Raw genomic sequence first — 20066 nt, 5'->3', positions numbered from 1 at the left:
AAGGTAACCCTTACCTTCAGCCCCTCCCACAACGAGGGGATATCCGCTCCAGTTGGGGGTTCTCCCCTGGTACACCACCGGAGAACCCCCAACATCAGTGGATAACCCCTCGTGTTGGAGCTGTCTACTGATATGCGAGGGGAGAACCCTGCACGCGAGGGGATAACCGATCCTTGTGAACTGATCCGTGGGGGGAGGCGCGACCGGCTCACGGCGCGGCCCGCCCGCCGCGACGTAAGGTCCTACTGCCCTTGCTCGCCGGCCGACCGCCTTGGTGGAGGGTTTCCGTCACGTCCGTGGAGGATTTCTGGCGCTATCCCAGCAAAATCCTCCTACCAGCCACCAACTCCACGACGATCGTGGTCACCGCCGGCCAGGTGCCCCGGGAGCCGGGTCACAAGCGCCGGACAACCTCGACTGCTCGCGTCGAGTCGTGGCGTTTGGTTGGCCGCCGGAACAGCGAGTCGTGGATCTAGGCTGCGCTTTGGTCGCCGAAATCCACGACTCGAGGACCACGGGCGACTGCGCTATGTCGGTCGAGGCGGAGTCGGATCAGCCCAACCCACCCACACATGCATCACAAGAGCCGGATATCCCCTCGAAAAGTGCTGGCTGGGGCGGTGCGGGTGGGGCGAGCGGGTGCGGGCGGTTCACAGGCCGGGGGCGCCGTAGATGGGGAACCAGCGGGAGAGGTCCGATTCGAAGTTCAGGTCCGCGCCGACGACGGACTTGATCTGTAGTTCCTGGGCGTTGTCGCGGCGGTCGGTGCCGACGGGGACGAACGGGTACCAGGAGCCGCGTTTGTAGAGGTAGACGAGGCCCACGGACTGGCTGCCGTTGGTGAAGGCGACCAGGGTGCACAGCAAGGCGTTGCCGAAGCCCGCGTCGACCAGGGACGTGTTGACCGCGTGCAGGTCGGTGACCAGGGTCTCCAGATCGTCCGGGGCCGTCTGCCGGACCAGCCAGGTGAAGCCGTACGAGTCCGTCGTACTGGTGAACTTGCCGTTGTCCAGCGCGAGCAGCTTGTCGACCTCCTCGCGCAGTGCGGTGAACCCACCGCCCTCGGCCGCCTTGAAACAGACCGAGCCACTGCCCGTCGGACGGAAGCCGGCCGCGGTCTCCAAGGTGATCGCGGCCGACGGAAGCGAGAACAACTGATCGAGATTCGGCGGGACGGCTTTGCTCCGGCCGAGCAGGATGTCGAGAAGGCCCATGTGTCTAAGCTTGCTCGCCCAGCTCGCGGGAGAGCGTACCGAGGCGGTCGAGGCGTGTCTCGAGCGACGGGTGCGTGGAGAACAGCGACGACAGGCTCTTGCCGGTGATCGCCGGCGCGAAGAAGAACGCGTTGAACGCCTGCGCCTGGCGCAGGTCGCGGGACGGTATCTGTGCGATGTCCCCGCTGATCTTCGTCAATGCCGATGCCAGCGTCGAGGGTCTGCCGGTCAGCATCGCTCCGGCCCGGTCCGCGGCCAGTTCGCGGTACCGCGACAGGGCCCGGGTCAGCAGGAACGAGATCGCGTACACGGCGATGGACACCCCGATGATCGTCAGCATGATCACCGCCGCGTTCTGGTCGCGGTTCCGCCCCAGGCCGCCGTACAGGCCGAAGCGGGTGATCAGGCCGGCGAGTACGCCGAGGAACGACGCGATCGTCATCACCGCGACGTCCCGGTGCGCGACGTGCGAGAGCTCGTGCGCCAGCACGCCCTCCAGTTCGTCGGCGTCCAGGCGGCGCATGACGCCGGTGGTCACGCAGACGACGGCGTTCTTCGGGTTGCGACCGGTGGCGAACGCGTTCGGCAGGTCGACGTCGGCGATCGCGACCCGCGGCTTCGGCATGTCGGCGAGCGCGCACAGCCGGTCGATCGCGCCGTGCAGCTGCGGCGCCTCCTCGGGTGTGACGATCTTGCCGTGCATCGCGAACAGCGCGATCCGGTCGGAGAACCAGTACTGCGCGAAGAGCATGCCGCCGGCGATCAGCACCGCGAGCACCGCGCTCCGGGTCAGTGCGATCAGCAGCGCCACGAAGCCGACGTACAGCAGTCCGAGCAGGAAACTGGTGATCAGCATCCGGCTGGACAGCCCGCGATCAGGCGCGAATCGAGTCTTCATCCCACGTCCTTCCTGAGAGGTCCCGCGAAGAGCTGGCGCCTGCTCCGCGCCGCCTCTTCGCGCGACCTCTTACCTGCTAGCGAGGGTAGCTCGCAGTCAAACCCGGTCGCCCTCGCGTGTGTCGAGGTCGGCGAGCAGGGAGCGGAGCTCGGAGCGCAGGAAGTCGCGGGTGGCGACCTCGCCGACCGCCATCCGCAGCGCCGCCACCTCGCGGGCCAGGAACTCCATGTCGGCCCGGGTCCGGGCGTCGACGTCCCGGTCGCGCTCGTACTGCACCCGGTCGCGGGCCTCCTGGCGGTTCTGGGCGAGCAGGATCAGCGGAGCGGCGTACGACGCCTGCAGGCTGAGCGCGAGCGTGAGGAAGATGAACGGGTACTGGTCGAAGCGCACGCTCTCCGGCGCGAAGATGTTCCAGCCGACCCAGAACAGGATGGTCGCGGTCATGTAGACCAGGAACTGTCCCGTGCCGAGGAAGCGCGCGATCCGTTCGGACAGCCGCCCGAACGCGTCCGCGTCGTACGCCGAGCGCAAGGCGATCGTGCGGCGCAGCTCGCGCGGGATGTCGAGGCGGTTGGTGCTCCGCATCAGCCGGCGTTCCTCGGCGGCGTTGCTGCCGCGCTGGCGGCGGTCGTCCGCGCTGCGGTCGTCACGGGGCATCGTGATCCACCTCCTGCGGCTCGGGGAGCTCTGACTGTTCCAGGTGATCCGCGTGGTCGTGCTCCCGCCAGTCACTCGGAAGCAGATGGTCCAGTACGTCGTCGACGGTCACCGCACCGATCAGCCGGCCCTCGTCGTCGAGCACCGGTGCGGCGACCAGGTTGTACGTCGCCAGGTACTTGCTGACCGTCTGCAGGCTGTCGTCCGGCCGCAGGCCGTCCAGATCGGTGTCCAGTACCGCGGACACCAGCTCGGACGGGGGCTCGCGCAGCAGGCGCTGGATGTGGCCGATTCCGATGAACCGTCCGGTCGGCGTCTCCAGCGGTGGCCGGCACACGTAGATCATCGCGGCCAGTGCGGGGCTGAGCTCCGCGTTGCGTACGTGGGCGAGGGCATCGGCCACAGTGGCGTCGACGGGCAGGATGACCGGTTCGGACGTCATCATGCCGCCGGCAGTGCGCTCCTCGTAGGTCAGCAGCCGCCGTACGTCTTCTGCTTCCTCAGGTTCCATCAGCGTGAGGAGGCGCTCGGCTGTCTCGGTAGGCAGCTCGGCAATCAGGTCGGCCGCGTCGTCCGGGGACATCTCCTCCAGGACGTCCGCAGCCCGTTCAGTGTCCAGACCGTCGAGGATCTCGACCTGGATGTCTTCGGGAAGCTCCTCGAGTACGTCGGCCAGCCGCTCGTCGTTCAGCGCGACGGCGATCTCCTTGCGGCGCTTGGGGGACAGATCGTGCAGTACGCCGGCCAGGTCGGCCGGCCGCATGGACTCGAACGCGGCCAGGATGTGTGTCGCGCCCTGTCCCTCCTCGTCCTGGGTGAAGCCGGTCACGTCGATCCAGTCGAGCACGTGGGTCTGTCCGCGGCGCCGGAACCGTTTCGAACCCTCCCGGACCGCCACCTTCGTCAGGAGCCAGTCCCGGGTCCGCCACTGCTCCATCGCCATGTCGTACACCACTGCGGTGGTGCCGGTGTCGGCAATGGTGACGGTCCGGTCGAGCAGTTCGCCGAGGACGAGTACTTCGGTCGTGCGCTGCTCGAACCGCCGCATGTTGACCAGACCGGTGGTGACGACGTGGCCGATGTCGACGGAGGTGACCCGGGTCATCGGCAGGAAGATGCGCCGCCGGGTGAACACCTCGACGACCAGGCCGAGCACGCGGGGCGGCTGGTCGCCCTGGCGCATCATGGCCACCACGTCCCGGACCTTGCCGACCTGGTCCCCGTTCGGGTCGTACACCGGCAGACCCGCCAACCGGGCGACGTATACCCGCGACGGTGATCCGCTCATGGTCGAAGGCTAACCCGTCGAACCTGAGTCTCGGCGGAACCCTGGCTAGCTCAGCTTGGGGCGGCGGCGTACTGGGCGGTGCAGTGTGGTCGGTGCCTTGCCGCGGGTCGTGGCCCGGGTCGGTACCGGGGCCTCGGTCCGCGGTCTGGCGTCGTACCGCCCGGCCGACTCGCTGATCTCACCGGTGGGCTCCAGTACGAGGATGTCCGCCTCGGTGCTCCACCGCTGCAGCTGAGTGTCCAGCTCGGCTGCGTTCAGCCGCTCGCTGCGGAGTACCTGCGCGGCTGCTGTCCACTCGTCGCTCCCGGGCTCCAGCCGCCGCACCGTCGCCTTCCAGCTCGCCAGACGGTTCGTGGCCGGCTTGGCCGGTACGACGACCTCGACCGCGGCGGCTGCTGCGAGTCCGGGCAGCGGCTGCTCCGCGCCGTCGGCTGAGTCCGCCAGGACGACGTACTGCCCCTCGACCGTGGAGAACCACGCCGGCACCGGTCGCCCGCCGTCCCACGCCAGCCAAACGAGTCCGGCCTTCTTCATGACGCCAGCGATCTCCTCGGTGCTCACAGGCACATTATTGACCCTTGATCGCAGCTTGAGCGCCAGCCTGAAACCGGGTCCGTGCGCCGAGCTCCTGCATCAGCGCCGCGATCTTCCGCTGTGCCGTCCGTTCGCTGACCCCCAGCTGCCGGGCAATGGCCTGGTCGGTCAGACCTGCGAGGAGGAGCTTGACGAGGGTGCCGTCGGCCTTCACCGGGAGCGCGCCCTCCCACAACGCCTCGAACAACTCGACGAACGCATCGAACAGACCGCACGGCTGCACCAGTACGGCGGACTCCGCGCTCAGCAGTACCAGCGCCAGCCGATCGTCAGCCAGGTACAGGTGGATCGGCAGTGCCGGCAGCACTCGTGCGGTCTCGTTGCCATGCGCATCGAGTACGCCGTGCTCATACACGGTCCTGTACTCAGCCCGCTGCACAGGCGGATCGCCGTACGGCGCCTTGACGAGTCGACGCAGCTCGGTCCGGGCCGCTGCCTGCACCTGGTCGATCCGCTGCCGGACTGCCCCACCACCTGTCACCAGCTCGACCAGCGTCGCGGTCGGAGTCCCGGTGTGCTTGCGGTACGCCGCTGACAGGTCGTCGATGTGTGCGCGTGCGTCACGCAGTAGGCGCTCCTGCTCCAGCAGCAGCACCTCCAACGCGATGTCCGGCGCCACCGCCACGTAACGCTCGCCCACGCGACTGACGAGGCCCTTGGCGATCAGGCTGGTCAGTAGGGCGTTCTGCTCGTTGTCGGAGGGGCCAGACGCGACGAGAGCGCTGTAGATCGCCTCCTCATCCGGGGACAGGCCCAGCGCCGTCAGGTCACCCACGGTGTCCCAGCCAGCCCCGCAGTACGGCCTGGTAGCCCGCTTCGAAGCGCGTGTCGGCGTTGAGGCGGTGCCGCATCCCGTCGATGTGTTTGCGGACGGTCCGCTCGCTCCAGCCCAGATGGACCGCCATCTCGTTGTCGGTGAAGCCGGACATCAGTAGAGCGAGCAGCTCGCGTTCTGCCGCCGTCGGACGGTCCGTAGCCGGCGGCTGGGGGTCGTACGTCGCCAACGGGACGGCCTTGCGCCAGTACAGCTCGAACAACGCGGCCAGACCTTCCACCATCACCGGGTCGTGGATCAGCAGCGCGGTTTCGTGACGCGTCGCGTGGACGTCGAACGGGACGAAGGCCATCGGCGCATCGGTGACGATCAGCTTCATCGGTACGTCGCCGACCCGGGCCTGCTCGCCGTCCGCGATGCCCTGGATCAGCGCGGCCAGCCGCCCCGGCCGGTCCACCGAACCGCGACGGTCATAGATCACGCGGAACGAGACACCGCGCTTCAGCTGGTCGATCTCCAGTTGATTCACCTGGTTCGGGTCGTCGCGGTACGGCGGCGCGTCCCAGCCGCACACCTCGTTCCGTGCGCCCAGCAACAACCTGCTCATGGTCTGCGCGATCTCCTGGTCACCGTGCAGCACTTCGACCAGGTCGGCCGGCTCGCGTCGCGCCGTACTCCCGTGGAACCGCACCGTCAGCTCCACCATCTTCCGACGGGCATCCGCCAGCTCCCGCTCGCGCCGTCGGGCCAGCACGTCCAGGGCGGTGTCCGGCGGCAGTACGACGTACCTCGGCGGATCTGTGTTGATCAGGGTGACGAGATCGAGGTCGACCAGCTTGGCCAGCGCACTGGACCCGGCCAGCTCTGTTGCGCGGACCGGAGGTCGGGACACGAGTTCCTCGTACAGGGCCTGCTCCTCGCGGTTCAGACCGAGTGACTCGAGCACTGACCGATCATCTCCGGTTTCCGCCATTGGCGGGAACTGCACAGCCAGACCGCTTCCGGACATGTCGCACCCCTGACAGCCTCAGCGCCATGACTGTGTTGAATGCTGCGCCTCCGGCGCAGCGGATCCTGGGGCTGTTACTCCCGGCCTTCCCTCGTCGCTCCGGTCGCTTCGCTCCCTCCGCTCCTCAGTCCAGGCCGGGAGGCCCCAGGATCGGATGGCGCGCCCCCGTCGCAGTGCTGTCGGCTCTCGCACTCCTGCTCGGCTCTACCACCGCAAGGGCTGCTGACACGCCTCCTGTCCCGCCGGCCGCACAGCAGGTCGCGGAAGCGGCCGGGAGCGAGCAGGTCACGCTGATCACCGGCGACCAGGTCACGTACCGGTTCACCGCCGACGGTACGCCGCTCGACGCCGACGTCACACCGACGCCACGGGAGAACGGCCGCCCGGTCGTCTTCACCGAACTGCACCAAGGCGACCGGTACTACGTCTACCCGTCCGACGCGTCCGAGCTGATCAGAACGGGCCGCCTCGACCGGCGGCTGTTCGACGTGGCCTACCTGACGAAGTACGGCTACACCGACAGCAAGAGCACCACACTGCCCCTGATTCTCCAGAGCAGCAGCACGTCCGCACTGCCAGGCACACGTCGCGTGAAGGCACTGCCCAGTATTCGTTCGGAGGCCGTCACGCTCGGCAAGTCGCAGGCGCGTGGCTTCTGGGCGGCCGTCGACACCCCGACGGCTCGCACACTGGACGGTGTGGCGAGCGTCTGGCTCGACGGCAAGGTGCAAGCGAGTCTGGACGTCAGCGTGCCGCAGATCGGTGCGCCGGCCGCGTGGCAGGCCGGCTACACCGGCAAGGGCGTCAAGGTCGCCGTACTCGACACCGGGATCGACCAGACCCACCCCGACCTCGCCGGCAAGGTCACCGAGGCAGTGAGCTTCGTACCTGGGTCGGACGCCACCGACAAGCACGGCCATGGCACCCACGTGGCCGACACCATCGTCGGGTCCGGCGCCGCATCCGGTGGGAAGTACAAGGGCGTCGCACCGGACGCCACACTGCTGGTCGGGAAGGTGCTCGACAACAGCGGTGGTGGTTTCGAGTCCGGCATCATCGCGGGCATGCAGTGGGCGGCCTCGCAGGGTGCCGACGTCATCAGCATGAGTCTCGGCGGTTGCTGCACCGACGGCAAGGACCCGATGAGCCAGGCCGTCAACGACCTGACTGCGCAGTACCACACGCTGTTCGTGATCGCGGCGGGCAACGACGCCGCGGCCGGGACGCTCGGTGCGCCAGGGGTCGCGGACGCGGCGCTGACTGTCGCGGCGGTCGACAAGCAGGACCAGCGGGCCTCGTTCTCCAGCCAGGGGCCGCGACGAGTCGACTACGGGCTCAAGCCGGACATCTCCGCGCCCGGTGTCTCGATCGTGGCTGCTCGCGCAGCAGGTACGTCGCTCGGCCCGCTCGTCGGCGACAAGTACACGAGCCTCAGCGGCACGTCCATGGCCACACCGCACGTCGCCGGCGCGGCGGCCCTGCTGGCGCAACAGCACCCCGACTGGACGGGTGAGCAGCTCAAGAGCCATCTGATCAGCAGTAGCAAGCAGATCGACGGTACGGCGTACCAGGTCGGCTCTGGTCGCGTCGACGTCGCCCGTGCGGTCACACAAGGCGTCTACAGCACGGGCAACCTGGATTTCGGCATCCTCCCGGAGCCGTACGACGTACCTGCCACGAAGACCATCACGTACGTCAACACCACCGCTCAGCCCGTCACGCTGCAGCTGACCGCGTCCATCAAGGCGACCGAAGGCACGGCGCCGCCGAACGCGTTGCAGGTGCCTGCCACGGTCACGGTTCCCGCCAACGGGTCCGCACCGGTCACAGCGACGTTCGACCCCAGCGGTCCGGGCACCTGGTACCAGGGCTCGATCGTCGCGACCGCTGGTCAGACCGAGCTGCGTAACGCCGTAGCGGCGTACACGCACGCGGCGCGGCACAAGCTGACCGGGTCCATCAAGCTCCCGGCCGGTGCGACCGACGTGCAGTACAACACCTGGTACTTCCTGCGCACCGACGACCAGAACGACCTCGACATCACCAACAACGTCGGGTACGCCGGGGGAGCGCAGAACATCAGCGGCACCCTCGACGAGGGCACGTACAGCGTCCAGACGTCCATCAACTGGCGTGACGCGGCCGGCAACCCGCAGGTCACGCTCCTGACCAGTCCGCAGGTCGACGTGCGCTCCGACCAGAACGTCGTACTGGACGCGAGCACTGCCAGCAGGGTGAGTACGCGGACCCCACTGGCCTCCGTGCCGGTCGACAGCCAGGTCGGGTGGACTCAGACGTCAGCAACTGGCATGTGGACGCTCCGGGTCAGTGCCTCCTCGCTGTACAAGAAGGAGTGGGGTCTGTGGGTCACACCAACGCAGCAAGTCACGGTTGGCGGGTTCCTGTGGCGTGACGACCGGCTGCTCACCACACCGCCGGTAGCGATGTACGCCGGTGGCAGGACTCTCGACGCGAAGTACGTGAGTCTCGAAGCAGAGGACCCACGCTTCGACGGTACGAAGGTGCTCCCGCTCGTCTTCGGTACGCCGGCGCGCGGTGCGGTCGTGCTGCTCGACGTGTCCGACCTCTGCCCGGCCGCCGCGTGGTCCTGCAAATCCGGTGTACTGGCGAGAGCTCAGGCCGCGCACCAGGCCGGCGCGGCTGGTGTGCTCCTGTACGGCGCACGTGGCCGGGCGGTTCCGGTCGACGATGTCGCAGTACCGATCCCGGTGCTGACGATCCCTGCCGAGCAAGGGCAGGCGCTACGGGCCCACCTGCCGCGAGTGGTGACTGTACGAGGCAAGGCGGCGATGCCGTACGTCTACGCGATGTCCTACCCCGTCGAGGGACGGGTGCCGCTAGTGCAGAAGACAGTCAGCCCACGCGACGTGTACCGCTTCGACAGCAGCTACCACGGCGATGCACCCGGCACGGTCGCGCTGAGCTGGAACGCTGCGAAGAAGTACGGCCGCAGTCTGGGCAGTGTGAAGCTGACGATGCGCGGACCGGGCACGCTGACCGAGTACGTCGGCCCGATCCAGGACGACGTACGACGCAGCAGAGGCGCCGGCCTGACGTACGACGCTCCCGCCGACATGGAGGCGTTCCACCGCACCGGGTGGGTCCAGAGCCGTGGCGACGTGCTCACGCGGCCGGGTCGACGTACTGACACGTTCGGCGAGCAGCCGCTGGTGCACTCGGCGCTGCGGACCGTGACGCCCGAGGACAACGACTACACCTGGCAGCTGTGTCAGGCGTGCCGGAGCGGCAACATCTTCATGCCCTGGCACACGCAGAGCAGCGACGGACTGGCCACGGGCACGCAGACGTACTACATCCCCGAGATCCTGCGCGGCGAGCCGCAGACGCAGATCAAGCTCTGGGGACCGGACGGCCAGGAGATCCCTGTCGAACAGGGCTTCTGGGTGTTCTTCATCGCGGTCATCGGCGTGCCGTACTTCGTTCTGCCCGACGCACCGGGCCGCTACCGGATGACCGAGACGTACCCCGCGCCGTACAAGCTGCAGAAGTGGTCGCGGACCGTCGCGTCGGAGTGGACGTTCACCACGGCCAAGCCCACCGACGGCTTCCCATACCGGCCGCCGAAGGGGTACGGGGTGCACTGCGGGACTTGGGACACGATCACCCGGCTAGGACAGGACAAGGGCAGCTGTGCGGCCAACAGCCAGCTGTACTTGGGCTACGACCTTGGGCTGCGTCTGAACAACACTCTGCCCGCGGGGCGCGATAACAGGATCACCATCAGCGGCTACCACCACTCGTACCTCGGGAGCGACCCAGAGCTGACCAGCCTGAAGCTGTCCGTCAGCTACGACGACGGGGCCACGTGGCAGTCGGTGCGGACGACGAAGTCGGGTCGGAGCGAGTACACCGCCGTACTGCAGCACCCGAGGAGCGCCAGTGCGGTCAGCCTGCGTACGGAGGGCGTGGACGCCGCGGGGAACACGATCAAGCAGACCATCACCCGCGCGTACGGCATCACCACACGGTGAATCGGGACACACTCGGAAAGGAAGTGAGCCGGGTCACCGAGTCAGCGGCGGCAGACGCCGTACGCTGCCGGTGACCGGCGAGTAACCGAGTGGAGGTCCCCCGATGGCGGAACAGGTTTTGCGCAGCAGGCGGTCGTGCCTGGCCACCCCGGGGTCGAACCCGCGGTTCCTGACCAAGGCGAAGGGGCTGGACGCGGACCAGGTGTTCCTGGACCTCGAGGACTCGGTCGCGCCGATCGCGAAGCCGGATGCCCGCAAGAACATCGTCGCCGCGCTCAACGAGGGCGGCTGGGGCACCAAGCTGCGCGTCGTCCGGGTGAACGACTGGACCACCGAGTGGACCTACGCCGATGTGATCGAGGTCGTCGGCGGCGCCGGCGCGAACCTGGACTGCATCATGCTGCCGAAGGTGCAGACCGCCGAACAGGTGGTCGCGCTCGACCTGCTGCTCACCCAGCTGGAGAAGGTGCACGGGTACGAGCCGGGCCGGATCGGGATCGAGGCGCAGATCGAGAACGCCCTCGGCCTGACCAACGTGAACGCGATCGCGACCGCGTCGCCGCGGGTGGAGACGATCATCTTCGGCCCGGCGGACTTCATGGCGTCGATCAACATGAAGTCGCTGGTGGTCGGCGAGCAGCCGCCCGGGTACGACGTCGGCGACGCCTACCACTACATCCTGATGCAGATCCTGATGGCCGCGCGGGCGCACGGCAAGCAGGCGATCGACGGCCCGTACCTGCAGATCAAGGACGTCGACGGCTTCCGCCGCGTCGCGGGCCGCTCGGCCGCGCTCGGCTTCGACGGCAAGTGGGTCCTGCACCCCGACCAGATCGCCGCCGCGAACGAGGTCTACTCGCCACGCCAGGACGACTACGACCACGCCGAGAACATCCTCGACGCCTACGACCACTACACCTCCGCAGCCGGCGGCGGCCGCGGCGCGGTCATGCTCGGCGACGAGATGATCGACGAAGCCAGCCGCAAAATGGCCCTGGTCATCTCCGCCAAGGGCCGCGCCGCCGGCCTCACCCGCACCGACGTCTGGGTCCCGCCGACCGACTAGTCGGCGCGCGAGGCGCGGAGCAGTTCCTGCAGCGCGGCGGCGAGATTCACGTCGTCGGCTGGGCTGCTCCAGGAGACGCCCAGCCAGAGTTCGTCCTGCGGTTCGTAACGGGCTCCGCCGGGCACCGGCTGGTTGGTGATGATCAATCCGTACGCCTCGAAGCTGTGTGCCGCGGTCATTTGCAGCATCTCGGTCACCTGGTCCGGTGTCTGCGGACGGCCACGCCACGTGATCTCCACGGCGATCCGATCGCCGGAACCGAGCAGCAGATCCCAGTGCCGGGGTGGCTGGTCCTCGGTCGCCCGGGCCGTGATCTCGGCACCGGCCAGGCGCTCGACGGCTCCGATCACCTGCCGGCGGTATGCGTCCGCGGCTGCCCGCGCGTCCAGGATCTCGTTGACCGCCCGCTGAGTCCCCGACGGCAGCGGAACTTCGTCCAGGCGCTCGGCGACCTCGGCCTTGGCTTCGTCGGAGACGGTCGGATCACGGAGGATCCTGCCGATGAACGACGCCTCGCTGTTCCCGACCTTGACCTGGCTCAGCCGCTGGCCGGACACCGCAAGGTACCCGAAGAGCGCTCCGACACCGATCAGCAGCGGTACGCCGCCGACGTTGCTTCCGTCGACGAACACAGCGACGCCGCCGGCTCCTCCCGTGGCGAGCCCCACCACGGCACACACAGCCCGCTCGAGCCGGCTCAAACTCGCACCCTCGAGAGTCACCCGCCGATCATGCCAGGTCGGCGGGGGCGGTCTGGGCCATGATCGCCAGCAGGTGGCCGTCGGGGTCGGGGAAGAACGCCATCCATTCCTCGACTCCGTTGTCGTGTTTGTGGATGAGGTGCGGGGCGCCCTCGAACTCCACACCGCGCTCCCGGAGTTCGTCGTAGGCGGTGTTGATGTCCTCGACGCGGAAGTACAGGCAGGACGGCTTCCCGGGTGGGGCGTCGTTGGCGCTGAGGAACAGGCGGGTCCCGCCGCAGTCGAAGAACGCCAGGTCGCCGAACGTGTACAGGTGGGGGAGTCCGAGTACGTCGCGGTAGAACTCGACCGCCTTCTCGATGTCACTGCACGGGTGGGCGATCTGCCCGATCGCGCCGAGTTGCACGCTCATGTCCTGGCCTCCTCGAAGAGCGCTGTCGGCGGGCACACCGCGCCAGGTGCGAAGCTCGGCCCGGCGGTCCAGGCCGAGCTTCAGCAGCGCGTTGGCGACGTGGAACTTCACCGCGTCGACGCTGACTCCACGCCGTCGCGCGATCTCCCGGTTCGGCATCCCGTGCCGCACCGCGTGCACCACCTGCCACTCGGCGGGTGTCAGTACGTCGGGATGCCGGGGCCGTCCGCGTGTACCCACACCCTCAAGCTAGCGGCGTACCGCCCGAATTACCCTCCCCCTCAGCGGGCCCAGACCTTGTAGATGCGGATCGGCTTGACCGGCGGGCCGTCCTGGTCGGGGTCGGCGATACCGGCCGCGACCATCCGGTCGAAGGTGGACATGCCGGCGATCACGTGACCGAGGACCGTGTAGTTCGGGGCGATGTTGGCGAACGAGTGCACGACGAAGAACTCCGAGCCGTTGGTACCCGGGCCCTGGTTGCCGTAGGCAACGGTGCCGCGCGGGTAGGTCTCCTTCCCGGTGACCTCGTCGGGGAACTTGTACCCCGGTCCGCCCTCCTCCTGGCGGTAGATGTCACCGCACTGCAGGACCCCGAGCCGGGTCGAGTTCGTCAGCCGGAAGCACTGCGTGGCGTCGTAGAACCGGCTCTTCACCAGGTGCACGAAGTTGTGTACGCCGCACGGCGCGTTGGCGCGGTCCATCCGCACCACGAACGGTCCGTAGTTGGTGACGAAGTACACGTCGACCGTGCCCTTCGCGCGGGCGACCGGCGACGGGATCCGGACCGGCTTGGCCGCCGGGTTCTCCGGCGTCGGCGTGAACTCGCACTTCGCCACCGGTTTCGCGGCCGGTGCAGCGGAGGCGGAGGTCGTGGAAAGCGTTGTCGCGACCAGAACGGCCGCGATCAGGGCGGTGAGTGATCGCTTCATCAGCACACCGTAGTACTTCGCTCGCTCTCTGCAGAGCTTTCTGAAGGTTTCCGCCGTGGACTCGAAGATCCGGAGCTTCCCGCCTAAGGTGTTGCGGTCCGCTGCGGAAGGTGTTTGTGTGAACGGCGAGGTACTGGCAGGTCGGTACCGGTTGCTGACCCTGCTGGGCAGGGGCGGTGCGGGTGAGGTGTGGCAGGCACAGGACACGGTCCTGGCCCGTCAGGTCGCGGTGAAACTGCTGCGCAGCCTCGAAGGCGACCCGATGGACGCGGTCCAGAGGTTTCGCGCCGAGGCTCAATCAGCCGCTCGATTGACGCATCCGAACGTCGTCGCGACGTACGACGTCGGCACCGAAGGCGACCACGTGTTCCTGGTGATGGAACTCGTCCCAGGCCCCGATCTGGCCCAGCTGATGCGTACGTCGGGACTCCCAACCGCCGCACTGGTCGAGGACATCGCCCGGCAGGGCGCCCGCGCACTGGACGCGGCGCACGCGGCCGGGATCGTGCACCGCGACGTGAAGCCTGGCAACCTGCTGCTCGCTCCCGACGGCACGCTCAAGATGACCGACTTCGGTATCGCCAAGAGCGCCGGCACCGAGACGACCGGACTGGGCGTCCTGCTCGGTACGGCGTCGTACGTGTCGCCGGAACAGGTCCGTGGCGAGCCCGCGACCGCCGCCAGCGACTGGTACTCGTTCGGCTGCGTCCTGCACGAGCTCCTGACCGGTACGCCGCCGTTCACCGGGCCGACCGTCGACGTGGTCATGCGGCAGCATCTCGACGTACCGCCTCCGCCTGTGACGCGTGCCGACGTACCGGCTGAGCTGTCGAACCTCGTGACGCACCTGCTGGCCAAGGACCCGGCGGACCGCCCGTCGTCGGAGCAAGAGGTGGCCGCACTGCTCGCACCGGCCAGCCAGACCCAGGTGCTGGCCTTCACCCCACCTGCGGACGCCGGCGAGGTGCTCGGTGTGGGCAAGTGGGAGCAGGACTCGGACGAGCCGGCGCACCGGGCGACCCGCAGTGGTTTCCCGTTGGCCAAGGCGGGTGTGGCTGCTGCGGTGGTTGTGGCAGGTGTGGTGGCGGCCCTCATGCTGCGGGCCGGCGTGTCGAACGATCCGCCCGCACAGGCCGGCGGCACGCCGTCTGCTCCGGTGCAGAAGGCCACAGCGGCGCCCAAGACCACGCCGAAGCCCAAGCCGACGCCCACCAAGACGACCCCGACGAAGAAGCCCACCCAGAAGCAGACGCAGAAGCCCACGCAGAACCCGCAGGCGGTCTTGGTGCAGCGGATGCGGTCCCTGGCCGCACAGGTCCGCGCGACGCAGGAGGGCAGCCGTAGCAGGGCGCCACGGGAGGCTGCGAACGACCTGGACCAGGCTGCTCAGGCTCTCGACCAAGGCGACACCGAGTCCGCCGCGAAGCACTTCTACGAGGCGCGCCAGCGGCTGGTCGAGGCACAGCAACGCCATCGCTGGCAGCCGACCCAGCAGATCGCCTCGCTCTTCTTCACCATCGGCCAGTCACTTCCGCGCCCCGACCGCGACGACGAGTGAGGCACGCGACCTTCTGTAGGTGGTCGGTGTCACAGCCAGTGTCACACTCGTATCTGGATACTCGCGGGTAAGCCGGCGCGAAGGAGACGCAGATGAGCAGGTTGCAGCAGACCGACGGGCTGACCGACATCCAGGAAGAGATCCTGAAGACGGTCCGGGCCTTCGTCGAGGCCGAGATCCTCCCAGTCGCGACCGAGCTCGAGCACCGCGACGAGTACCCTCTCGCGATCGTCGAAGGGCTCAAGGAACTCGGTCTGTTCGGCCTGATGATCCCCGAGGAGTACGGCGGCCTCGGCGAGTCGCTGCTCACCTACGCGCTGTGCGTCGAGGAGATCGCCCGCGGCTGGATGAGCGTGTCCGGGATCATCAACACGCACTTCATCGTCGCGTACATGCTGCTCCAGCACGGCACCGACGAGCAGAAGCGGAAGTACCTGCCGCGGATGGCGACCGGCGAGGTCCGCGGCGCGTTCTCGATGTCCGAGCCGGGCTGTGGATCCGATGTCGCCGCGATCAAGACCAAGGCCACTCGCGAGGGCGACGGGTACGTCGTCAACGGCCAGAAGATGTGGCTGACCAACGGCGGTTCGAGCAACCTGGTCGCCGTACTGGTGAAGACCGACGAAGGTCAGGACTCGGTCTACAAGAACATGACCACGTTCCTGGTCGAGAAGGAGCCCGGGTTCGGCGAGGTCGACAAGGGCCTGACGATCCCCGGCAAGATCGAGAAGATGGGCTACAAGGGCGTCGACACCACGGAGCTGGTGTTCGACGGCTACCGGATCGACGCGGGCCAGATCCTCGGCGGCGTACCGGGTAAGGGTTTCTACCAGATGATGGACGGCGTCGAGGTCGGGCGCGTGAACGTGGCCGCGCGCGGCTGCGGGGTGGCGCGGCGGGCGTTCGAGCTCGGCATCTCGTACGCGCAGCAGCGTGAGACGTTCGGCAAGAAGATCGCCGAGCACCAGGCGGTGCTGTTCCGGCTCGCCGACATGGCGGTCAAGGTGGAGGCCGCGCACGAGCTGATGGTGAAGGCGGCCCGCAAGAAGGACAGCGGCTCCCGCAACGACTTCGAGGCCGGTGTCGCGAAGTACCTGGCCAGCGAGTACTGCGCCCAGGTCGTCGAGGACTCGTTCCGCATCCACGGCGGCTACGGGTTCTCCAAGGAGTACGAGATCGAACGCCTGTACCGCGAGGCCCCGATGCTGCTGATCGGCGAGGGTACGGCGGACATCCAGCGGATGATCATCGGCCGCCGTCTACTGGAGGACTACAAGCTCTAAGAGGGTGTCTGAGAGCCCGGCGTGCTGGGTCGACAGGCGGGGCGGTGCCGGTCGGCCCAGCGCGCGGCGGGGCAGGGGCTCAGGGTGGCGTCGGCTCCCGGGAACGGCCGGAGCCGTGGCCGGAGAGCAGCCAGATGCCCAGTTGGGTGATCTCGTGGCGCACTGACGCGCCGGCCCGGCGGGTGGTGATCAGGCCGGCCTCCCGCAGCACCGTCGCCTGGTGGCTCGCGGCGGCCGGGGAGATCCGGCAGAGTCTCGCCAGCTCCGTCGTCGTACAGCCGCTGACGGTCGCCTGCAGCGCGGCGGCCCGGGTCGACCCGAGCAGGGAACCCAGCGGATCACTCGACGGCGGCGGCTCCATCGGCGCCTGCCGCAGGATCCCGGGCGCATGCTGGATCGGGTAGACCAGGATCGGTTTGAGGTCCGGGTCCCGCAGCTTGGTCGGTACCTGCCAGCAGAACGCCGAAGGCTGCAACTCGATTCCCCTGCCATCGAGATACAGATCTCGGTCGTTCATGTCCAGCACCTGCAGCACCGGTGCGACCCACCGGACCCGCGGATGCAGTGACGACAGCAATCGGTCCACGCCGTGCTGGGCCAGCGCCTCCCCTCGATGGGCGTGGTCGGCGGACACGTGCGTCCCGATCGACTTCCAGTACGGCGCGATCGCCGCGTCGTGGTACGTCCGGATGGCCCGTCCGAGCTTCTCCATCGACGAACGGCCGCCTTGGGCCAGCTCCCGTGTCCAAGGGGAGGCCGGCCGGGACTGCGCGAGCAGGTCGAGTTGGCTGCGGATCTGCTGCCGCGGTGTCGCCAGCGCCTGCTCCAGGGCGGTGTCGAAGTCCGGTGCGGGCTCCGCCGGGGTGAGGAAGTCGGGGGAGTAACCCTTCGGCGGGGTCAGTTCGAGCAGCAGCCGCATCTGGTCCGGTGCGACTGTGGCCCGCACGTGGCGCCGCCAGTCCTCGAAGATCAGCCGGCCTTCCGAGTGCTGCAGCATGTGCAGGCTCAGCAGCACCTCCCAGAGCGGTGCCGGCGTGGTGGCGACGGTGACCCGGGTCAGGTCGCGGGGCGTGAAATGAATACGAAGCACCGCGATCCCCTCCCGTCCTTATCGGTCGCGGAAAGTAATCAATTCCTGACCGAATGCGATTCGGGAATTCAATCAAGGCAGCGGATCCGGCGACAACCGTTTGAACATTCCAATCCGGGAGTAGTCCTGGCCATGGCAAAAGGTTGCCAAGGGCTCAGAGCCAGTGGTTCCGCTTGAACAACCGGTAAAGCACGGTGCACGCGGTCACCATCACTCCGAGTACGACGAAGTACGCGTACTTCATCCGCAGTTCCGGCATGTAATCGAAATTCATGCCGTAGATCCCGGCGATCATCGTCGGCACCGCGAGGATGGCCACCCAGGCCGAGATCCGCCGCATGTCCTCGTTCTCGGCCACCTGGACCTGGGCCAGCCCGGCCTGCAGGATCGAGCTCAGCAACTCGTCGAACGAGATCACCTGCTCCTTCACCCGCTGCAGATGGTCGTCGACGTCGCGGAAGTAGTTCTTGGTCTCGTCGGCGATCAGCGGGTGCCGCAGCGTGGCCAGCGCCCGCATCGGACCCGTCAGCGGCGCCACGGCCCGTTTGAGCTCCAGGACCTCACGTTTCAGCTGGTAGACCCGGTCGATGTTCCGCCAGCCGCGCGGCGTGAACATCGACGTCTCGATCATGTCGATATCGGCCTGTACGGCGTCCGCGACCTCCAGGTACCGGTCCACGACGTGGTCCGCGATGGCATGCAGTACGGCGCCCGGGCCGGCGGCGAGCCGTTGCGGCTCCCGTTCCAGCTCCTGCCGCAGCCCGGTCAGCTCACTGTGTTCACCGTGCCGGACCGTGACGACGAAGCCGGGTCCGCAGAACACCATGACCTCACCGGTCGCGACCACCTCGCTGGTGGCGGTCAGGTCGTCGTGCGGGACATACGTGACCGTCTTGAACACTGCGAACAGCGTCTCGCCGTACCGCTCCAGTTTGGGGCGCTGGTGCGCCTCGTACGCGTCCTCCAGCGCCAGCGGGTGCAGACCGAACTCCGCACCGATGATGGCGAGCTGGTGGTCGGTCGGCTGGAACAGGCCGATCCACACGAACCCCTGCCCGCGCTGCGCCCGGACCAGCGCCTCGGTGTAGGAGTTGACGCGGGTGTCGCGGACGCCGTCGCGGTACAGCCCCCAGTCGACCAGGGCGCCCTCGAGCTTGCCGGTGACCACGTCGTCCGGGGGGCGTCCGGCACCGCCGGCACGCCGGGCGAACACTCGTCCCACGCGGCGTGTCGCGCCCATGTCCCATCGTCGCCCGGTCATCACCGGCGAGGCTATCAAGACGCGGTAACCAGCCGTCGGCAATGATGGGGGTGGAAGCACGTGGAGAGGAACGACGATGACCACCCAGGGCATGCCCTCGATGGACCCCAGGCCGACCGGCCTGACGATCGGGACGTACGACACCTACCGGGAGGCACAGCGAGCTGTCGACTATCTCTCGGACGAGAAGTTCCCGGTCGAGCACACGACCATCGTCGGCAACAACCTGCGCCAGGTCGAGAAGATCACCGGCCGGCTGACCTGGGGCCGCGCGCTGACTGCGGGCCTGGCCAGCGGCGCCTGGTTCGGGCTGTTCGTCGGCCTGCTGCTGGGCCTCTTCACCACCAACAACTGGATCGCGGCGGTGCTGACCGGCGTCGTGCTGGGCGCCTTCTTCGGCCTGGTGTTCGGCGGCCTCGGCTACGCGCAGTCGGCCGGCCGACGGGACTTCACCTCGCGGACGGCCGTGGTCGCGACGACGTACGACGTACTGTGCGACTTCAAGTTCGCCGAAGAGGCCCGCAACCACCTCGCCAAGCTGGCCCTGAAGGGCGAGGTCCACCCGCTGCTCCCGGACCACCAGGCCCAGCAGACCACCCAGCGGCCGATCGACTAGGGGGGGTGACCTATCTCTCCTGCCGGTGAGAGCCAGACCACGGCCCGGATGCGCCCGGACCGGCAGCATGGGGAGCCCAGCAGCCGAGGAGGAACCGACATGCAGTTCGGGCGCAGCTACGAGGAGTTCGAGGTCGGTGCGGTGTACAAGCACTGGCCGGGCAAGACGGTGACGGAGTACGACGACCACCTGTTCTGCCTGCTCACCATGAACCACCATCCGCTGCACCTGGACACGCACTACGCGGAGGGGACGACCCAGTTCGGGAAGAACGTTGTGGTCGGCAACTACATCTACTCGATCCTGCTCGGGATGTCGGTCCCGGACGTGAGCGGGAAGGCGATCGCCAACCTGGAGATCGAGTCGCTGCGGCACGTCGCCCCGACCTTCCACGGCGACACGATCTACGGCGAGACGCTCGTCCTGGACAAGTGGGAGTCCAAGTCCAAGGACGACCGCGGCGTCGTGTACGTCGAGACCAAGGGCTACACGCAGGACGGCACCGTCGTCTGCCTGTTCCGCCGCAAGGTCATGGTCCCGAAGAACTCGTACCTCGAGGCCCGCGGCGGCGAACAACCCGGCCGCCCCACCCCAGCCACCTAAGCCACCACCCCGCCCGCCCCAAACCCGCCGCCCCACACCCGCCCCGCCGCTTCCGCCCCTCCGCATTTGCCTGGCTGACCCACCAATTTGCTTGGC

Annotated in this window: 18 protein-coding genes; 6 read left to right on the top strand and 12 right to left on the bottom strand. The window is 68.1% G+C overall.

Annotation, left to right across the window (positions count from 1 at the left end; genetic code table 11):
* Window positions 1-650 precede the first annotated feature (650 nt).
* From pspAB to E0H50_RS06055, 7 genes are all read right to left on the bottom strand, one after another.
* Window positions 651-1214 carry a PspA-associated protein PspAB gene (pspAB, locus tag E0H50_RS06085; RefSeq protein ID WP_131285575.1) on the bottom strand — a complete coding sequence of 188 codons (564 nt, stop codon included), beginning with the start codon at window positions 1212-1214 and terminating at the stop codon, window positions 651-653.
* 4 nt (window positions 1215-1218) lie between these two features.
* A complete protein-coding gene (gene htpX, locus E0H50_RS06080) occupies window positions 1219-2112 on the bottom strand; it encodes a zinc metalloprotease HtpX (RefSeq protein WP_131285574.1) in 894 nt (297 codons plus the stop codon).
* A 96-nt stretch (window positions 2113-2208) separates the two neighbouring features.
* Window positions 2209-2769: a DUF1003 domain-containing protein gene (locus E0H50_RS06075; protein WP_420323234.1), complete on the bottom strand. Its 561-nt coding sequence runs from the start codon at window positions 2767-2769 to the stop codon at window positions 2209-2211.
* Window positions 2759-4057 carry a magnesium transporter MgtE N-terminal domain-containing protein gene (locus E0H50_RS06070; protein WP_131285573.1) on the bottom strand — a complete coding sequence of 433 codons (1299 nt, stop codon included), beginning with the start codon at window positions 4055-4057 and terminating at the stop codon, window positions 2759-2761. The genes E0H50_RS06075 and E0H50_RS06070 overlap by 11 nt, the downstream gene beginning before the upstream one ends.
* A 45-nt stretch (window positions 4058-4102) precedes the next feature.
* Window positions 4103-4618 carry a hypothetical protein gene (locus tag E0H50_RS06065; RefSeq protein ID WP_238150801.1) on the bottom strand — a complete coding sequence of 172 codons (516 nt, stop codon included), beginning with the start codon at window positions 4616-4618 and terminating at the stop codon, window positions 4103-4105.
* Between the two features lie 7 nt (window positions 4619-4625).
* A complete protein-coding gene (locus E0H50_RS06060; protein ID WP_131285572.1) occupies window positions 4626-5426 on the bottom strand; it encodes a helix-turn-helix transcriptional regulator in 801 nt (266 codons plus the stop codon).
* Window positions 5419-6372 carry a helix-turn-helix transcriptional regulator gene (locus E0H50_RS06055; RefSeq protein ID WP_131285571.1) on the bottom strand — a complete coding sequence of 318 codons (954 nt, stop codon included), beginning with the start codon at window positions 6370-6372 and terminating at the stop codon, window positions 5419-5421. The genes E0H50_RS06060 and E0H50_RS06055 overlap by 8 nt, the downstream gene beginning before the upstream one ends.
* Window positions 6373-6608: 236 nt before the next feature.
* Here E0H50_RS06055 and E0H50_RS06050 point away from each other — a divergent pair, with 236 nt between their 5' ends.
* On the top strand, window positions 6609-10448 hold the full coding sequence (locus E0H50_RS06050) for a S8 family peptidase (RefSeq protein ID WP_165547010.1): 3840 nt from the start codon (window positions 6609-6611) through the stop codon (window positions 10446-10448).
* Window positions 10449-10551: 103 nt separating this feature from the next.
* Window positions 10552-11514: an HpcH/HpaI aldolase/citrate lyase family protein gene (locus tag E0H50_RS06045; RefSeq protein ID WP_131285569.1), complete on the top strand. Its 963-nt coding sequence runs from the start codon at window positions 10552-10554 to the stop codon at window positions 11512-11514.
* Here E0H50_RS06045 and E0H50_RS06040 read toward each other — a convergent pair.
* From E0H50_RS06040 to E0H50_RS06030, 3 genes are read right to left on the bottom strand one after another with little or no spacing between them, the layout of a single operon-like run.
* On the bottom strand, window positions 11511-12236 hold the full coding sequence (locus E0H50_RS06040; RefSeq protein WP_131285568.1) for a hypothetical protein: 726 nt from the start codon (window positions 12234-12236) through the stop codon (window positions 11511-11513). The two genes, E0H50_RS06045 and E0H50_RS06040, sit on opposite strands and share 4 nt — an antisense overlap.
* Window positions 12237-12243: 7 nt before the next feature.
* Window positions 12244-12867 carry a VOC family protein gene (locus E0H50_RS06035; RefSeq protein ID WP_131285567.1) on the bottom strand — a complete coding sequence of 208 codons (624 nt, stop codon included), beginning with the start codon at window positions 12865-12867 and terminating at the stop codon, window positions 12244-12246.
* 41 nt (window positions 12868-12908) lie between these two features.
* Window positions 12909-13559: a peptidylprolyl isomerase gene (locus tag E0H50_RS06030; protein ID WP_131285566.1), complete on the bottom strand. Its 651-nt coding sequence runs from the start codon at window positions 13557-13559 to the stop codon at window positions 12909-12911.
* 118 nt (window positions 13560-13677) lie between these two features.
* On the opposite strand from E0H50_RS06030, the gene E0H50_RS06025 reads away from it, so the two are divergent.
* The gene (locus tag E0H50_RS06025) at window positions 13678-15117 is read left to right on the top strand and encodes a serine/threonine-protein kinase (protein ID WP_131285565.1); all 1440 of its coding nucleotides are present in this window, start codon (window positions 13678-13680) and stop codon (window positions 15115-15117) included.
* 92 nt (window positions 15118-15209) lie between these two features.
* The gene (locus E0H50_RS06020; protein WP_131285564.1) at window positions 15210-16400 is read left to right on the top strand and encodes an acyl-CoA dehydrogenase family protein; all 1191 of its coding nucleotides are present in this window, start codon (window positions 15210-15212) and stop codon (window positions 16398-16400) included.
* Window positions 16401-16479: 79 nt separating this feature from the next.
* Here E0H50_RS06020 and E0H50_RS06015 read toward each other — a convergent pair whose 3' ends face one another.
* Window positions 16480-17490 carry an ArsR/SmtB family transcription factor gene (locus tag E0H50_RS06015; RefSeq protein WP_131285563.1) on the bottom strand — a complete coding sequence of 337 codons (1011 nt, stop codon included), beginning with the start codon at window positions 17488-17490 and terminating at the stop codon, window positions 16480-16482.
* Window positions 17491-17644: 154 nt separating this feature from the next.
* Entirely contained in the window at window positions 17645-18751 is a 1107-nt protein-coding gene (locus E0H50_RS06010) for a magnesium and cobalt transport protein CorA (protein WP_238150800.1), read from the bottom strand.
* Window positions 18752-18827: 76 nt separating this feature from the next.
* Here E0H50_RS06010 and E0H50_RS06005 point away from each other — a divergent pair, with 76 nt between their 5' ends.
* Together E0H50_RS06005 and E0H50_RS06000 are read left to right on the top strand one after the other, a co-directional pair.
* Window positions 18828-19367 (top strand): YflT domain-containing protein, encoded by a 540-nt coding sequence (locus tag E0H50_RS06005; protein ID WP_131285562.1) that lies wholly within the window; start codon window positions 18828-18830, stop codon window positions 19365-19367.
* 99 nt (window positions 19368-19466) lie between these two features.
* The gene (locus tag E0H50_RS06000) at window positions 19467-19970 is read left to right on the top strand and encodes a MaoC family dehydratase (RefSeq protein WP_131285561.1); all 504 of its coding nucleotides are present in this window, start codon (window positions 19467-19469) and stop codon (window positions 19968-19970) included.
* Window positions 19971-20066: the final 96 nt, after the last annotated feature.

It is taken from the genome of Kribbella sindirgiensis (genome assembly GCF_004331435.1).
Lineage (GTDB): Bacteria > Actinomycetota > Actinomycetes > Propionibacteriales > Kribbellaceae > Kribbella > Kribbella sindirgiensis.
The sequence above is the reverse complement of the archived record's forward strand: the minus strand, read 5'-3'. Positions and strand labels throughout refer to the sequence as shown.

Bases quoted from the DNA above. Each gene is read 5' to 3' on its own strand.
- pspAB (WP_131285575.1), bottom strand. From the start codon at position 1,214: ATGGGCCTTCTCGACATCCTGCTCGGCCGGAGCAAAGCCGTCCCGCCG.
- htpX (WP_131285574.1), bottom strand. From the start codon at position 2,112: ATGAAGACTCGATTCGCGCCTGATCGCGGGCTGTCCAGCCGGATGCTG.
- E0H50_RS06075 (WP_420323234.1), bottom strand. From the start codon at position 2,769: ATGCCCCGTGACGACCGCAGCGCGGACGACCGCCGCCAGCGCGGCAGC.
- E0H50_RS06070 (WP_131285573.1), bottom strand. From the start codon at position 4,057: ATGAGCGGATCACCGTCGCGGGTATACGTCGCCCGGTTGGCGGGTCTG.
- E0H50_RS06045 (WP_131285569.1), top strand. From the start codon at position 10,552: ATGGCGGAACAGGTTTTGCGCAGCAGGCGGTCGTGCCTGGCCACCCCG.
- E0H50_RS06030 (WP_131285566.1), bottom strand. From the start codon at position 13,559: ATGAAGCGATCACTCACCGCCCTGATCGCGGCCGTTCTGGTCGCGACA.
- E0H50_RS06020 (WP_131285564.1), top strand. From the start codon at position 15,210: ATGAGCAGGTTGCAGCAGACCGACGGGCTGACCGACATCCAGGAAGAG.
- E0H50_RS06010 (WP_238150800.1), bottom strand. From the start codon at position 18,751: ATGACCGGGCGACGATGGGACATGGGCGCGACACGCCGCGTGGGACGA.
- E0H50_RS06005 (WP_131285562.1), top strand. From the start codon at position 18,828: ATGACCACCCAGGGCATGCCCTCGATGGACCCCAGGCCGACCGGCCTG.
- E0H50_RS06000 (WP_131285561.1), top strand. From the start codon at position 19,467: ATGCAGTTCGGGCGCAGCTACGAGGAGTTCGAGGTCGGTGCGGTGTAC.